This window comes from Streptomyces sp. NPDC038135, from assembly GCF_055601245.1.
The window spans coordinates 447047-462287 of sequence record NZ_JBVJXS010000009.1 but is presented as its reverse complement, the minus strand read 5'-3'; the positions used below and the strand labels follow the sequence as shown (position 1 = coordinate 462287).

Genomic DNA, 15241 nt, shown 5'->3' with positions numbered 1-15241 from the left:
CGCCCGGTTACATTCCGAACCCGGAAGCTAAGCCTCACAGCGCCGATGGTACTGCAGGGGGGACCCTGTGGGAGAGTAGGACGCCGCCGAACAATCTTTGGAGGACCCCTGGTCCCAGCGTTCAGCTGGGACCAGGGGTCCTTTCGTTTTTACAATGCTTGCGGTACCTAAGACAGGAGTCACCATGTCCACCAACTCTCCCGACGATCGACCGGAGCGCGACCAGCGGCGACGGGACAGTGGTGACCGTGGGGACCGCGGCGGCTACCGCGGCGATCGAGGCGGCTACCGTCGCGACAACGACCGCCGTGACAACGACCGTGGTGGCTACGGCCGTCGCGACGACAGCCGCGGTGGCGGCCACGCCGACCGTGGTGACCGCGGTGGTTTCCGTCGGGACGACAGCCGTGGCGACTTCCGCCGCGACGACCGTCGGGGCGACGATCGCGGTGGTTTCCGTCGCGATGACCGTCGTGACGACCGCCGTGACGACAGGCGTGATGACCGTCGTGGCGGTGGCTACGGCGAGCGCGGTGACCGCGGCAGCTACGGCCGGCGCGACGACCGCCGTGAGGGCGACCGGGGCCACCGCCCGGGCTTCCAGCGCGACGACCGCGACCGCGGTCCGCGCCGGGACGACCGCGGCGACCGCCCCGCCTTCCGCCGCGACGACCGTCGTGACGACCGCGGTTGTTTCCGTCGCGACGACCGTGGTGGGGACTTCCGCCGTGACGACAGGCGTGATGACCGCCGCGACGAGCGTCGGGGCGACGATCGTGGTGGTTTCCGTCGCGATGACCGTCGTGACGACCGCCGTGACGACCGCCGTGACGACAGGCGTGATGACCGTCGTGGCGGTGGCTACGGCGAGCGCGGTGACCGCGGCAGCTACGGCCGGCGCGACGACCGCCGCGAGGGCGACCGGGGCCACCGCCCGGGCTTCCAGCGCGACGACCGCGACCGCGGGCCGCGCCGGGACGACCGCGGCGACCGCCCCGCCTTCCGCCGCGACGACCGTCGTGACGACCGCGGTGGCTTCCGTCGCGACGACCGTGGTGGCGACCGTCCGGGCTTCCGCCGTGACGACACCCGCGGCGACTTCCGCCGTGACGACACCCGCGGAGACTTCCGTCGTGACGACCGCCGTGGTGACGACCGCGGTGGTTTCCGTCGGGACGACAGCCGCGGTGACTTCCGTCGTGACGACCGGCGTGACGATCGCCGTGGCGACGACCGCGGCGGCTTCCGTGGCCGGGACGACCGGGGTGGCCGTGGGCCCCGCCGGGACGACCGGGGCGGGCGGCCCGGCGGCTTCCGGGGACGTGACGGGCGGGACGACCGCCGTGACGACCGGCGTGGCGGAGGCCGCTTCCGCGACGACCGCGACCGGGACCGCGAGCCGATCAAGCGGCTGCCGATCCCGGAGGACGTCACCGGCGACGAGATCGACAAGGACGTACGGCAGGAGCTGCAGAGCCTGCCCAAGACGCTCGCCGAGGACGTCGCCAAGAACCTGGTGATGGTCGCGCGGCTCATCGACGAGGACCCCGAGGGCGCCTACGGCTACTCCAGGGTCGCCCTGCGGCTGGCGTCCCGGGTCGCCGCCGTCCGTGAGGCCGCCGGCTTCGCGGCCTACGCCAACCAGAAGTACAGCGAGGCCCTCGGCGAGTTCCGGGCCGCGCGGCGCATGACCGGCACCGTGGAGCTGTGGCCCGTGATGGCCGACTGCGAGCGCGGCCTCGGCCGGCCGGAGAAGGCCCTCGACATGGCCGGCGCTCCCGACGTGCACAAGCTGGACAAGGCCGGTCAGGTCGAGATGCGGCTCGTGGCGGCCGGCGCCCGGCGCGACATGGGCCAGCTGGACGCGGCCATCGTGACCCTGCAGAGCCCGGAGCTGGCCTCCAACTCGGTCCAGCCCTGGACCGCGCGCCTGCGCTACGCCTACGCCGACGCCCTGCTGGCGGCCGGTCGGGAGAGCGAGGCGCGGGAGTGGTTCGCCAAGGCCGTGGAGGCCGACCGCGACGGCAGCACGGACGCCTCCGACCGGCTCGCCGAGCTGGACGGCGTCGAGTTCGTCGACGCGCTCGACGAGAGCGACGCTGCCGACGAGAGCGACGCTGCCGAGGAGGGCGACGCTGCCGAGGAGGTCGACGGCGCCGCCGGCCAGGTCGACCGGTCCGACGACGAGGTCCGTGTGGAGAAGACGGACGAGGACGTCGAGGACGTCGAGGACGTAGAGGGCAAGGACGTCGAGGACAAGGACTGACGTCCCGCAACGCGAAGGTGAAAGGGCGGAACCCTCCGGGGTTCCGCCCTTTCGCATGTCCGGGGGCCGGTCAGAGCTCCAGCGCGCGCAGCACCAGCCCCGACGCCGGTTTCGGACCGAAGGACGTGGACTTGCGGGGCATCTTCACGCCCTGCCGGGCCAGTTCGCGTACGACCTCCTCGCGCACCGGGTGCAGCAGGACGGCGGTGCTGCCGTCCTGCTCGGCCTTGGCGACGGTGGCCGCCGTGTCGTGGATGTAGGCGATGTGGGCGGGGGAGTCCTCGGGGATGTGCCAGATGTGCTCGAGGAGCGTGGCGTGCAGCACGGTGGCGTCCAGGGAGCGCCAGGCGGCCGGGCGGTCCGCGGGGATCGTGCGGTCCAGCAGGCCCGGGTCCGGGCGGTCGACCAGGTGGAAGGAGCCGTCGCCGGCCAGCAGGAAGGCGTTGCCGGCGCAGGCCGCGTCCGCCAGCACCTCCTGCGCCTTGGCCAGCGGCACGTCGAGGCGCCGTACCCGGAACTGCCCGCTCAGGGCCGCCAGCGCGTCCCTGACCGGCAGTCCGTGCAGCAGCCGGTGGATGGCGCGCACGCGCAGCGGATAGCGGGCGGTGTCGACGAGCAGGACCAGGCCGTGGTCCCAGGGGCTGGGGGAGGGGTGCTCCGCGCGCAGCCGCAGGTAGGTGGCCCAGCGGTGGTGGCCGTCGGCGATGAGGGCCTGGTGCTGTGCCAGGTCGGACTGGATGCCGGCCAGGTCCGCGGGGGCGGTGACCGACCACAGTCGGTGGCGGAAGCCGTCCTCCGTGGTCGTCTCCAGCAGCGGAGGTCCGGCCACGGTGCGTTCGACGACCTCGGCCGCCTTGCCGTCGCCGCGGTAGGTCAGGAGCAGGGGTTCGAGGTTGGCGCGGGTGGCGCGCATCAGTGCGGCGCGGTCCGCGACGACCGGGGGCATGACGTCCTCGTGCGGCAGGACCACGCCCTCGGCGGGGGCGGAGACGCGCAGGGCGCCGATGACACCGCGCTGGAGCATGCCGTCGCCGTCGCGCTGCTCGTAGACGTACAGGGCGGGGTCCGGGTCGGGGGCCAGCACGCCCTCGGCGAGCCAGCGGCGCAGGGTGTCCGCCGCCTGTTCGTTGCGGGCGTCCGGGGTACCTGCCTGGGGCAGGATCAGCCGGACGATGTTGTGCGGGTCGGCGGACTCGAGATGGTGCAGGCCGTCGGGGCGTACGACGACGTCGTACGGGGGAGAGGTGACGGAGGCCAGACTGCCGACCCGGTCGGGGTCGTAACGAAGGCCTCGGAACGGCGTCAGTTCCAGGCCTCGGCGCTCCGTTGCTTCCGAGTGACCTGCTGTGTTCATCCCGGCATCGTACGTGTGCCGGCGGGGTGGGGGATGATCGGGGGAAAGACGGTCTAACGAGGAGCGATGTGCAATGAGCCAGGGCGTCAGGACCAGGCCCGGGGACAGTGGGCAGCCCCTGAGCGAGGCGTACGACACGGCGCTGCTCGATCTGGACGGGGTGGTGTACGCGGGCGGGGACGCCATCGCGCACGCCGTCGACTCGCTGGAGCGCGCCCGGAACGGCGGGATGCATCTGGCCTACGTCACCAACAACGCCCTGCGGACGCCGGACGTCGTGGCGGAGCACCTGACGGAGCTGGGGATACCGACCGGGGCGGACGACGTCATCACCTCGGCGCAGGCGGTCGCCCGGCTGATCAGCGAGCAGGTGCCGGCCGGGGCCCGGGTGCTGGTGATCGGCGGTGAGGGGTTGCGGGTGGCGCTGCGCGAACGCGGGCTGACGCCGGTGGAGTCGGCGGACGACGACCCGGCGGCCGTGGTGCAGGGGTTCGGCGGTCTCGACCTGCCGTGGGGCCGGTTCGCGGAGGCCTCGTACGCGGTGGCCCGGGGCGTGCCGTGGTTCGCGTCCAACACCGACCTGACGATCCCCAGCGGACGCGGGATCGCGCCGGGCAACGGTGCGGCCGTGGAGGTCGTCCGGATCGCGACGGGCGCGGAGCCGCAGGTCGCGGGCAAGCCGCTGCCGCCCATGCACCGGGAGACGATCCTGCGGACGGGCGCCGAGCGGCCGCTGGTGGTCGGGGACCGGCTGGACACCGACATCGAGGGCGCGTTCAACGGCGGGGTGGACTCCCTGCTGGTGCTGACCGGCGTCACGGACGGCCCCCTGCTGCTGGCGGCGCCGCCGCGGCACCGGCCGACGTACGTGGACGCCGACCTGCGCGGGCTGCTCACGGGGCAGCCGGAAATCACTCGTGAGGGTGACGGTTTCCGGTGCGGAGGGTGGACGGCGAACGCGGCGGACCGGCTGGAGCTCGAAGGCGACGGCGAGGCGATGGACGGACTGCGGGCGCTGTGCGCCGCGGCCTGGACGGCGGCCGGGGACGGTTCCTGCGAGCTGGACGGGGAGAAGGCGCTGGCGCGGCTGGGACTGTGACGGCCGGGCGGTGATCGGACGCCGGGGGAGCGGGGAGCGGTCGCCGGGTGCGGAACCGGCGTTCCCGGGCGCCCGGTTCCGGTCCGGCGGTGAAGGCGGTTCCGAGGCGGTCTCGAGATCGCAGAGGAGGGTAGGCTAACCTAACCTCGTGTTGGTCGACAGTCCTCCGGAACAGCGCGCGGACACCGCCCCCGCGCCCCCAACCCGCCGGGCGGTGCGGGCCCTTGGGCTCCTGCTCTCGGTCGTGATCCTGGTGCTCGTCGCGCTGGCGAGCATCGCGGTCGGCGCGAAGGCGCTGTCGCCGGACCAGGTCTGGCACGGTCTGTTCCACGGCACGGGGACGTACGGCGACGTGGTCGTCGACGAGCGGATGTCGCGCACCGCCCTCGGTCTGCTGGCCGGCGCCGCGCTCGGCCTGTCCGGCGGTGTGCTGCAGGCGCTCACCCGCAACCCGCTCGCCGACCCCGGGCTGCTCGGCATCAACGCCGGCGCCTCCGCGGCCGTCGTCACGGCGCTCACCTTCTTCGGCGTCACCAGCCTGACGGGCTATGTGTGGTTCGCGTTCGGCGGCGCCGCCGCGGTCGGGGCGCTGGTGTGGTTCCTCGGCGGCAGCCGCGGCGCCACCCCGGTCCGGCTGGCCCTCGCCGGCACGGCGGTCAGCGCCGCGCTGTACGGCTACCTCCAGGCCGTGATGATCATGGACGGTGCGGCGCTGGGCAAGATGCGCTTCTGGACGGTGGGTTCGCTGGCCTCGGCCACGGACTCGACCATCGCGCAGGTCCTGCCGTTCCTCGTGGCCGGCACCCTGCTGGCGCTCGGACTCGCCCGGCCGCTGAACGCCATGGCGATGGGCGACGACACCGCCCGCGCCCTCGGCGCGAACCTCAACCGCACCCGGGCGCTCGCCATGCTCGCGGCGACGGTGCTCTCCGGCGCCGCGACCGCCGCCTGCGGTCCGATCATGTTCGTCGGCCTGATGGTGCCGCACGTCGTGCGCTCCTTCACCGGCCCCGACCTGCGCTGGATCCTGCCCTACGCGACCGTCCTGTCGCCCGTGCTGCTGCTCGGCGCCGACGTCCTCGGCCGGATGGTCGCCCGGCCCGCGGAACTCCAGGTCGGCGTCGTCACCGCGCTCATCGGCGGCCCGGTCTTCATCTTTCTCGTACGACGGCGCAGGACGGCCCAGCTGTGAGGACCCGACGGATGACCCGTGCCGTGCGCACTCCCGGAGGGCTGTCCCTGCGCCTGGACGTCCGCGCGCTGACCGTCGTCGCCCTGCTGCTGCTCGCCGCCTGCGCCGCGGGCGTGGCGCTGATCGGCACCGGCGACGCCAGGATCCCGGCGGCGGACGTCCTCAGGACGCTGGCCGGCGACGGCACGGCCTACCAGGACTTCATCGTCAACGAACTGCGGCTGCCGCGGGTGCTGGTGGGACTGCTGGTGGGCGCCTCGCTGGGCCTCGGCGGCGCCCTGTTCCAGGCGGTCTCCCGCAACCCGCTCGGCAGCCCGGACGTGCTCGGCCTGTCCCAGGGCTCGACGGCGGGCGCGCTGGTCGTGATCGTGCTGATGTCCGGCAGCGCCGCCCAGGTCACCGCGGGAGCGCTGGCCGGCGGTCTGGTGACGGGGTTCGCCATCTATCTGCTCGCCTGGAAGCAGGGCGTGCACGGGTACCGGCTGGTCCTGGTCGGCATCGGCGTCTCCGCGATCGTCACCGCGGTCAACGGCTATCTGCTCACCAAGGCCGACCTGGTCGACGCGACCCGCGCGGTGGTGTGGATGACCGGGTCCCTCAACGGCCGTGACTGGGAGCAGGTCTGGCCGCTGCTGTGGCTGTGCGCCGTCCTCGTGCCGCTGGTCCTCGCCCATGCGCGGGGGCTGCGGATGATGGAGATGGGCGACGACGTCGCGAACGCGCTCGGTGTGCGGGTGCAGCGCGTGCGGCTGGTGCTGATGGTGTCCGCGGTGCTGCTCACCGCGGCCGCCACCGCGGCGGCCGGGCCCGTCAGCTTCGTGGCGCTCACCGCGCCGCAGCTCGCCCGGCGCCTCACCCGCTCGCCGGGCCCGAACCTGCTGCCCTCCCTCTGCATGGGCGCCGCCCTGCTGGTCACCGCCGACTGGGCCGCGCAGCGTGCCTTCGGCGCCGACCAGCTCCCCGTGGGCGTGGTCACCGGCGTACTCGGCGGCTGCTATCTGCTGTGGCTGCTGGTCGCCGAGCGCAGGGCGGGCCGGATATGAGCGGCGCGAACGGCGGGCCCGACCCGCGCGGCGCGCACCCGAACACCCCGAGGAGCACTGTGAACCGCCTGTCCGCCGAGAACGTCACCCTCGCCTACGACCAGCGCGTCATCGCCGAGGAGCTGTCGGTGGAGATACCCGACAACTCCTTCACGGTGATCGTCGGCCCGAACGCGTGCGGCAAGTCGACGCTGCTGCGGGCGCTGTCGCGGATGCTCAGGCCCAGCGAGGGCCGGGTGCTGCTGGACGGGCAGGTCATCCAGTCGATGCCGGCGAAGAAGGTCGCCCGGACCCTCGGCCTGCTGCCGCAGTCGTCCGTCGCGCCCGACGGCATCACGGTCGCCGACCTCGTCGGCCGCGGCCGCTACCCGCACCAGGGCATCCTGCGCCAGTGGTCGGCCGAGGACGAGCGGGTGGTGCGGGAGTCCATGGCGCAGACCGGCGTCGCCGAGCTGGCCGACCGGTACGTGGACGAGCTGTCCGGCGGTCAGCGCCAGCGGGTCTGGATCGCCATGGCCCTCGCCCAGCAGACGCCGCTGCTGCTCTTGGACGAGCCGACCACCTACCTGGACATCCAGCACCAGATCGACGTCCTCGACCTGTGCGCGGAACTGCACGAGACGCAGGGGCGGACGCTGGTGGCCGTGCTGCACGACCTGAACCACGCGGCCCGCTACGCCACCCACCTCATCGCCCTGCGCGGCGGCGAGGTGATCGCCGAGGGCGCGCCGAACGACGTCGTCACGGCCGGGCTGGTCGAGGAGGTGTTCGGGCTGCGCTGCCAGGTCATCGACGACCCGGAGACCGGTACCCCGCTGGTCGTCCCGGCGGCCCGCAGGGCACGGCTCACAGCAGCTTCCTGAGCCGGAACAGGTCCAGCAGGCTGGCGTCGAGGCGCACCCGGCCCCGGCCCCAGGCGGTCGCGAAGTTCAGCTCGCCGTCCACCAGGCCCACCAGGTCGTCGCCGGCCATGGCGAGCCTGATCTGCGCCTTCTCGCGGGGCGGCCCCGGGTGGGTGGTGTCCACCTCGATCCGGCCGCCCGTCATCCGGCCCACGAAGGTGACGTCGAGGTCGGTGATGTGGCAGCTCACCGAGCGGTCCAGGGCGGCGGCCGCCCGGACGTCGCCCTCGGCGCCCTGCATGTTGTCCGAGAGCTTCCCCAGTGCGGTGCGGCACTCCTCGATCGTGGCCATGGCCACCGACGGTACCCCAGCGGTTCGCGGTAGCGTCTGGGCATGAGCGAGTCCGTGCCCGAGGCCCCGGCGGAGGCCGAAACCGAGACGGTGCCCGGGGGTGATCCCGCGACCGGTCAGGCGGCCGGCACGGCCGTGCCCGTGGCCGATCCCGACGCCGGACACGTCCCCGAGCCCGAGTACGACCCCGCGGCCCCCGCGCCCCTGGGCGTCCCGCGCACCCCCACCGGCGACGCCGGCGTCGACGCACAGCTCCAGCGGCTGGCCGACGCCGACCACCTCGCCACCGACGGCCATGTGGAGGTGTACGAGGATGTACACAGGGGATTGCGCGACGCGCTCACCGCGCTCGACGCCCGCCCCGGACCGCAGGTCCCCGTACCGCCGTACCGAAACAGGAGCTGAACCGAACGTGGCAGGAGTCGCACGCCTTCGTCTGGACGCGGAGCTGGTCCGCCGGAAGCTGGCGCGTTCGCGCGAGCACGCCAGCCAGCTGATCGCCGCCGGACGGGTCACCGTCGGCAGGACCGTGGCGACCAAACCGGCCACGCAGGTGGACAAGGCGGCGGCGATCGTGGTCCAGACCGACGAGGGCGACCCCGACTACGTCTCCCGGGGCGGCCACAAGCTCGCCGGCGCGTTCGAGGCCTTCGTGCCGCTGGGCCTCGCCGTCGAGGGCCGGCGCGCGCTGGACGCCGGGGCGTCCACCGGCGGCTTCACCGACGTCCTGCTGCGCGCGGGCGCCGCGCACGTCGTCGCCGTGGACGTCGGATACGGCCAACTCGCCTGGTCCCTGCAGAACGATGAACGCGTCACCGTCAAGGACCGTACGAACGTACGCGAGTTGACGCTTGAGGCGATCGATGGGGAACCTGTGGATCTTGTCGTGGGTGATCTGTCCTTCATTCCGCTCGGGCTGGTGCTGCCCGCCCTGAAGCGGTGCGTGAAGCCGGACGCCGACCTGGTGATGATGGTCAAGCCGCAGTTCGAGGTGGGGAAGGAACGGCTGGGCAGCGGGGGTGTCGTACGGAGTCCGCAACTGCGGGCGGAGGCCGTGCGCGGGGTGGCCGACAAGGCCTGGGAACTGGGGCTCGGGGTGCGGGGGGTCACCGCGAGTCCGCTGCCCGGTCCGTCGGGCAATGTCGAGTACTTCCTGTGGCTGCGGTCCGGCGCCCCCCGCCTGGACCCGGCCGAGGTCGACCGAGCAGTGGCGGAGGGGCCGCGTTGACACAGAACCGAGCGCGTACTGTTTTCCTGCTCGCCCACACCGGGCGGCCCGCGGCCATCCGCAGCGCGGAACTGGTGGTCAAGGGGCTGCTGCGGCACGGCATCGGCGTGCGGGTGCTGGAGGAGGAGGCGCGCGATCTGCCGCTCCCCGGCGAGGTGGGACTCGTCAAGGAAGCCACCCCGCAGTGCCTCGACGGGTGCGAGCTGCTCATCGTCCTCGGCGGTGACGGGACCCTGCTGCGTGGCGCCGAGTTCGCCCGGGCCTCCGGGGTGCCGATGCTCGGCGTCAACCTGGGGCGGGTCGGGTTCCTGGCGGAGGCCGAGCGGGACGACCTGGACCGGGTCGTCGACCGGGTGGTGGCACGCTCCTACGAGGTCGAGGAGCGGATGACGATCGACGTCGTCGTGCACCGCAACGGCGACATCGTGCACACCGACTGGGCGCTGAACGAGGCCGCCGTGCAGAAGGCCGGCGCGGAGAAGATGCTCGAGGTGGTCCTCGAGATCGACGGGCGGCCGGTCACGGCGTTCGGCTGCGACGGGATCGTGCTGTCGACGCCCACCGGATCCACCGCGTACGCCTTCTCCGCCGGCGGGCCAGTGGTGTGGCCCGAGGTGGAGGCGCTGCTGATGGTGCCGATCAGCGCGCACGCGCTGTTCGCCAAGCCGCTGGTCACCTCGCCGGACTCGGTGCTCGCGGTGGAGGTGCTGCCGCACATTCCGCCGGGCGTGCTCTGGTGCGACGGGCGGCGGACCATCGAGCTGCCGCCCGGCGCGCGGGTGGAGGTGCGGCGCGGCGCCGTGCCGGTGCGCCTGGCCCGGCTGCACCACGCCTCGTTCACGGACCGGCTGGTCGCGAAGTTCGCGCTGCCGACCACCGGCTGGCGGGGCGCGCCGCACACGTAGCCGCGCGGCCGGCCCGGGACCCGGCGGGGGCCACTCGCCCGGGTGACACGGGCGGGCCATGTGCGCTCCCCGCCCCGGACCTCGTATGGTCTGTTCCGTGTTGGAGGAGATGCGGATACGGTCACTCGGGGTCATCGACGATGCCGTGGTCGAGCTGTCACCGGGGTTCACCGCCGTCACCGGCGAGACCGGTGCGGGCAAGACCATGGTGGTCACCAGCCTGGGACTGCTGCTGGGCGGGCGTGCGGACCCGGCGCTGGTGCGGATCGGCGCCGGGAAGGCGGTCGTGGAGGGCCGGATCGCCGTGCCCTCGGACGCCACCGCCGTCGTACGCGCGGAGGAGGCCGGGGCCGAGTTGGACGACGGCGCCCTGCTGATCAGCCGTACCGTTTCCGCCGAGGGCCGCTCACGGGCGCACCTGGGCGGGCGCAGCGTGCCGGTGGGGCTGCTCGCCGAGCTGGCCGACGACCTGGTCGCCGTGCACGGCCAGACCGACCAGCAGGGGCTGCTGAAGCTCACCCGGCAGCGGCAGGCGCTCGACCGGTACGCCGGGGACGCCGTCGCGGTGCCGCTCGCCAAGTACACCGAGGCCTACCGGCGGCTGCGGGCCGTCTCCGCCGAGCTGGAGGAGATCGTCACCCGCGGGCGTGAGCGCGCCCAGGAAGCCGACATGCTCCGGTACGGGCTCGAGGAGATCGCCGGTGTGGAGCCCCGGGCCGGGGAGGACGTGGAGCTGTCCGAGGAGGCGGAGCGGCTGGGGCACGCCGAGGCCCTGTCGTCCGCCGCGACCGCCGCGCACGCCGCTCTCGCGGGCAACCCCGAGGACCCCGAGGGGATCGACGCCACCACCCTCGTCGCGGGCGCGCACCGGGCCCTGGAGGCCGTCCGCTCGCACGACCCGGCGCTGGCCGCGCTCGCCGAACGGATCGGCGAGGTCGGCATCCTGCTCGCCGACGTGGCCGGAGAGCTGGCCGGGTACGCCGACGACCTGGACGCCGACCCGCTGCGGCTGGCCGCGGTGGAGGAGCGCCGAGCCGCCCTCGGCACGTTGACCCGCAAGTACGGCGACGACGTGGCCGCCGTCCTCGCCTGGGCGGAGCAGAGTGCCGCGCGGCTCACCGAGCTGGAGGGCGACGACGAGCGGACCGGGGAGCTGACCGCCGAGCGGGACGCCCTGCGCGCCGAGCTGGGCGCGCTCGCCCAGGCCCTGACGGACGCCCGTACGGAGGCCGCCGAGCGGTTCGCCGCCGCGGTGACCGCCGAGCTGGCCTCGCTGGCGATGCCCCACGCGCGCGTGTCCTTCGACATCCGGCAGACCGAGGACCCGGAGGGCGTCGAGGTCGGCGGCCGGTCCGTCGCCTACGGCCCGGCCGGCGCCGACGAGGTCGAGCTGCTGCTCGCCCCGCACCCGGGCGCCCCGCCGCGGCCCATCGCCAAGGGCGCGTCCGGAGGCGAGCTGTCCCGCGTGATGCTGGCCGTGGAGGTCGTCTTCGCGGGCACGGACCCGGTGCCGACGTATCTCTTCGACGAGGTGGACGCCGGTGTCGGCGGCAAGGCGGCGGTGGAGATCGGGCGGCGGCTGGCGAAGCTGGCCAGGACCGCGCAGGTCGTCGTGGTCACCCACCTGCCCCAGGTCGCCGCCTTCGCCGACCGCCAGCTCCTGGTCGAGAAGACCAACGACGGCACGGTGACCCGCTCCGGCGTCAAGGTCCTCGAGGGCGAGGAGCGGGTCCGCGAGCTCTCCCGCATGCTGGCCGGCCAGGAGGACTCGGAAACGGCCCGCGCCCACGCGGAGGAACTCCTGGCGACGGCCCGCGCCGACCTCTAGGGCTCCTGTTCGGGGCAGCGGCCGGAGACCGGCCTCCGCTCACCCGTGTGGGTGAACGTGCTCCGGTGCGGTGCTCCGGGTCGCCGTGCTGTGCGCCTCCTCGGGTTTTGCCGGAACGGCCGTACGTACTGGCATGCTTGACGGTGAGGCGGTCGGTGCGGGAGGCGCGCGGTACGCCCTTTCGGTCCTCCCGGCCCGCTACCTTCGGTACGTTTCTCGTGACGCCCGCCCCGAATCAGGAGCCCCCGGCCCCGTGAGCCCCGTGAGCAGCAACGCACCGCACGGCCAGTCGCCGCTGCGCACCGTGCAGGTGCTGGGCGGGGGCAACGCCGGCAGCAGCGCGCACGTACGCTCCCTGGCCGAGGGGCTCGTCGCCCGGGGCGTGCGGGTCACCGTGTGCGCCCCCTCCGAGGCCGACCACGCGTACGACTTCACCGGGACCGGCGCCGACCACGTGCACGTGCCGCGCAGCAGCGACCCGGCCTCCGTGGCCGCGCTCCGGGCCGCGTGCGCCGGCGCCGACCTGGTGCACGCCCACGGTCTGCACGCCTCCTTCCGCGCCGTGCTCGCGCTCAGCGGGCGCACCACCCCGCTGGTGGTCACCTGGCACAACCGGGCCCGCGCGGAGGGCGCGCGGGCGCATCTGCTGCGGCTGCTGGAGCGGCGCGTGATGCGCACCGCGGCCGTGGTGCTCGGCACCACCTCCGACCTGGTGGACCGGGCCCGCCGCACCGGGGCGCGGGACGCCCGGCTGGCGGCCGTGGCCCTGCCCGGCCGGCGCCGTCGCGCCGACCACGACGACACCGACCAGGGGCGGCCCAAACTCCGCGCCGAACTCGGCGCCACCGGACGCCCTCTGCTCATCGCCGTCGGCTCCCTCGACCGGCAGCGCGGCTACGACGTCCTGCTGGACGCGGCCCGCGCCTGGCGCGGCCTCGATCCCGTGCCGCTGGTCGTCGTCGCGGGGGAGGGGCCGCTGCGGCCCGAACTCCAGCGGCGGATCGAGGACGAGGAGCTGCCGGTACGGCTCCTCGGGCGCCGCGACGACGTGCCCGAGCTGCTCACGGCCGCCGACCTGGCGCTGCTGACCAGCAGGTGGGAGTCCCGGTCCGTGCTCGCCCAGGAGGCGCTGCAGGCGGGCGTGCCGCTCGTCGCGACCCGCGTCGGCGGCATCCCGGACCTGGTGGGCGAGGCCGCCGAGCTCGTTCCGTACGGCGACGCCGAGGCCCTCGCGGCCGCCGTCAGCGGTCTCCTCGCCGACGCCGGACGCCGTGAACTGCTGCGCGAGCGGGGTCCGCGGCAGGCCGCGACCTGGCCGACCGAGGACGAGACCGTCGCCCAGGTGCTGAGCGTCTACGACGAACTCACCCAGCCCAGGCCGCTTCCCTAGGGCCTGTCCTGAAAGGGCTCTCGCGACGGGGCTTCCGCGACCCCTTCCTAGGGCGTGTGCCGGCGGGCGCGCAGCGCCAGGCTCAGGGCCAGCACCGTCTGCGGGTCGTCGAGGTCGGTGCCCAGCAACTCGCCGATGCGGGCGAGGCGGTTGTAGAGGGTCTGCCGGTTCAGGTGCAGTTCGCGGGCGGTCTCCGCCTTGCGGCCCGCGTGCGCGAGATAGGTCTCCAGGGTGGGCAGCAGCGGCGGCTTGGAGCGGTGGTCGTGGTCGCGCAGCGGACCGATCGCGCGGTCCACGAACGCCGCCAGGTCCGGATGGTCGCGCAGCCGCCACAGCAGCAGGTCGATGTCGAGGCGGCGGGCGTCGTACCAGGGCCGGTCGGTCAGACCCTGCGCCGCCGTCGCCGTCTCCGCCGCGTGCCGGAGCCCGGCGGACGCGGCCGCCCAGCCGCCGGCCACCCCGACGACCACGACCGGCGGGGCGGCGCCCGGCCGCCGCATCCCGGCCCGCTCCACGCCCGCCCGCAGCGCCGCCGCGACCCGGTCCGCGACCGCCGGCCGCTCCGACTCCGCGCGCAGCCCGAGCAGCACCAGCACCCGCCCCTCGACCGGCCGGACGCCCAGCAGCACCGGAACCCCCACCGAGGCCAGCTCCTCGGAGACCGCGCGCGCCAGCACCGCCCAGCCCCCGGACGGGGACAGGGAGTCCCCGACCCGCATCACCACCGGCAGCAGCGGGCTGCCGCCCGGCTTGAACCCGAGGACGCGGGCCTGCGCCGGGGCGTCCTCCGCCGTGATCCGGCCCTCCGCCAGGTCGGTGAGGAAGTCGCCCCGGCCGCGCGCTGCCAGCTCCTCCTCCTGGCGGGCCTGCATCAGCACCACGGCCAGGATGCCCGCCGCCCGCTCCGCGGCCATCCGGTGCACCGGGGCCAGCGGCGAGCGGACCGGCAGCAGCACCAGCCGGGCCCGCACCGCACCCGCGCCCGCACCGGGACCTCCGCCGGGGACGTCCACGAGCACCGAACCCGCGGGCGGCGGCGCGTCCTTGTGCGGGCCGCGCAGCCCCTCCCACACCTGCAGCGGGTCGGCGCCCTCCGGCCCCGACCCGGCGGCGTACAGCAGCCGGCCGTCCGCGGTCTCCAGGAACACCGGGTTGGCGCAGAAGTCGGCCAGGATGCCGAGCACTTGAGGCACCCCGCCACCGCCGAGCAGGGCCTCCGTGCACCGCCGGTGCACCTCCTCGGCGCGCTGCAGCAGCGCGTAGTGCCCGTTGACGATCTCCGTGTGGATCTCCTCGGTGACCGCCACGAAGGGCACCTCGCGGTGGAGCTGGACCAGCGGCAGCCCGGCGGCGCGCGCGGTGTCTACCAGCGCCGCGGGCAGCCGGGTGAACCGCGGCCCCAGCTCCACCACCAGCGCGGCGATCCCCCGCTCGGCGAGGGTGCGCACGAAAGCCCGCTGCTCGGCCGGCCGGGTCCCCAGCCCGTAGCCGGTGGTGAGCAGCAGCTCGCCGCCCTTGAGCAGCGAGGCGATGTTCGGCACCTCGCCCGCGTGCACCCAGCGCACGGTCCGCCCCAGCCGGTCGCCGCCCGCCAGGATCTCCGGCAGCCCGCTGCGCAGCCCCGGCAACTCCAGCGCCCGCTGAACGGTGATCCCGGCGCCCTGAGTGGCGAGTCTGCTCTCCGTACCGCTGTCCATGCAGCGGACGCTACCTGCGCAAACGCCCGGACGACAGCGCGTGTC

General features: G+C 74.4%; 13 protein-coding genes and 1 rRNA gene. 11 read left to right on the top strand and 3 right to left on the bottom strand.

Annotation, left to right across the window (positions count from 1 at the left end):
• Both rrf and ACZ7JA_RS27210 read left to right on the top strand, forming a co-directional pair.
• A 5S ribosomal RNA gene (gene rrf / locus ACZ7JA_RS27215) occupies nt 1-92 on the top strand; the annotation flags it as partial.
• 1319 nt (nt 93-1411) lie between these two features.
• Nucleotides 1412-2266, top strand: coding sequence for a tetratricopeptide repeat protein (locus ACZ7JA_RS27210; protein ID WP_470810893.1), 855 nt, complete (start codon nt 1412-1414; stop codon nt 2264-2266).
• A 70-nt stretch (nt 2267-2336) separates the two neighbouring features.
• On the opposite strand, the gene ACZ7JA_RS27205 is transcribed toward ACZ7JA_RS27210, so the two are convergent.
• Entirely contained in the window at nt 2337-3620 is a 1284-nt protein-coding gene (locus ACZ7JA_RS27205; protein ID WP_450751951.1) for a DUF1015 domain-containing protein, read from the bottom strand.
• A gap of 73 nt (nt 3621-3693) precedes the next feature.
• Here ACZ7JA_RS27205 and ACZ7JA_RS27200 point away from each other — a divergent pair, with 73 nt between their 5' ends.
• The 4 genes from ACZ7JA_RS27200 to ACZ7JA_RS27185 all read left to right on the top strand — a co-directional run bounded on the left by ACZ7JA_RS27200 (nt 3694) and on the right by ACZ7JA_RS27185 (nt 7817).
• Complete coding sequence (locus tag ACZ7JA_RS27200) at nt 3694-4719, top strand: HAD-IIA family hydrolase (RefSeq protein WP_389304562.1); 1026 nt, start codon at nt 3694-3696, stop codon at nt 4717-4719.
• A 148-nt stretch (nt 4720-4867) separates the two neighbouring features.
• Nucleotides 4868-5911 (top strand): FecCD family ABC transporter permease, encoded by a 1044-nt coding sequence (locus ACZ7JA_RS27195; protein ID WP_470810875.1) that lies wholly within the window; start codon nt 4868-4870, stop codon nt 5909-5911.
• Between the two features lie 11 nt (nt 5912-5922).
• Complete coding sequence (locus ACZ7JA_RS27190) at nt 5923-6954, top strand: FecCD family ABC transporter permease (protein WP_351672834.1); 1032 nt, start codon at nt 5923-5925, stop codon at nt 6952-6954.
• Nucleotides 6951-7817 (top strand): ABC transporter ATP-binding protein, encoded by an 867-nt coding sequence (locus tag ACZ7JA_RS27185; protein WP_403683132.1) that lies wholly within the window; start codon nt 6951-6953, stop codon nt 7815-7817. The genes ACZ7JA_RS27190 and ACZ7JA_RS27185 overlap by 4 nt, the downstream gene beginning before the upstream one ends.
• Here the strand turns inward: ACZ7JA_RS27185 and ACZ7JA_RS27180 are convergent.
• Complete coding sequence (locus ACZ7JA_RS27180) at nt 7801-8148, bottom strand: sterol-binding protein (protein ID WP_351672830.1); 348 nt, start codon at nt 8146-8148, stop codon at nt 7801-7803. The two genes, ACZ7JA_RS27185 and ACZ7JA_RS27180, sit on opposite strands and share 17 nt — an antisense overlap.
• A gap of 42 nt (nt 8149-8190) precedes the next feature.
• Between ACZ7JA_RS27180 and ACZ7JA_RS27175 the strand changes: the two genes are divergently transcribed.
• The 5 genes from ACZ7JA_RS27175 (at nt 8191) to ACZ7JA_RS27155 (ending at nt 13499) form a co-directional block, all read left to right on the top strand.
• Nucleotides 8191-8553, top strand: coding sequence for a hypothetical protein (locus ACZ7JA_RS27175; protein WP_389304570.1), 363 nt, complete (start codon nt 8191-8193; stop codon nt 8551-8553).
• A gap of 7 nt (nt 8554-8560) precedes the next feature.
• Entirely contained in the window at nt 8561-9376 is an 816-nt protein-coding gene (locus tag ACZ7JA_RS27170) for a TlyA family RNA methyltransferase (protein ID WP_389304572.1), read from the top strand.
• Nucleotides 9373-10281 carry an NAD kinase gene (locus ACZ7JA_RS27165; RefSeq protein WP_351672824.1) on the top strand — a complete coding sequence of 303 codons (909 nt, stop codon included), beginning with the start codon at nt 9373-9375 and terminating at the stop codon, nt 10279-10281. Before ACZ7JA_RS27170 ends, ACZ7JA_RS27165 begins: the two co-directional genes overlap by 4 nt.
• 85 nt (nt 10282-10366) lie before the next feature.
• Nucleotides 10367-12109, top strand: coding sequence for a DNA repair protein RecN (gene recN / locus ACZ7JA_RS27160; RefSeq protein ID WP_351672822.1), 1743 nt, complete (start codon nt 10367-10369; stop codon nt 12107-12109).
• Between the two features lie 253 nt (nt 12110-12362).
• Nucleotides 12363-13499, top strand: a complete 1137-nt coding sequence (locus tag ACZ7JA_RS27155) for a glycosyltransferase family 4 protein (protein WP_393439449.1) — start codon at nt 12363-12365, stop codon at nt 13497-13499.
• A gap of 47 nt (nt 13500-13546) precedes the next feature.
• Here the strand turns inward: ACZ7JA_RS27155 and ACZ7JA_RS27150 are convergent, their stop codons facing one another.
• Nucleotides 13547-15196, bottom strand: a complete 1650-nt coding sequence (locus tag ACZ7JA_RS27150) for a PucR family transcriptional regulator (protein WP_351672819.1) — start codon at nt 15194-15196, stop codon at nt 13547-13549.
• Nucleotides 15197-15241 lie beyond the last annotated feature (45 nt).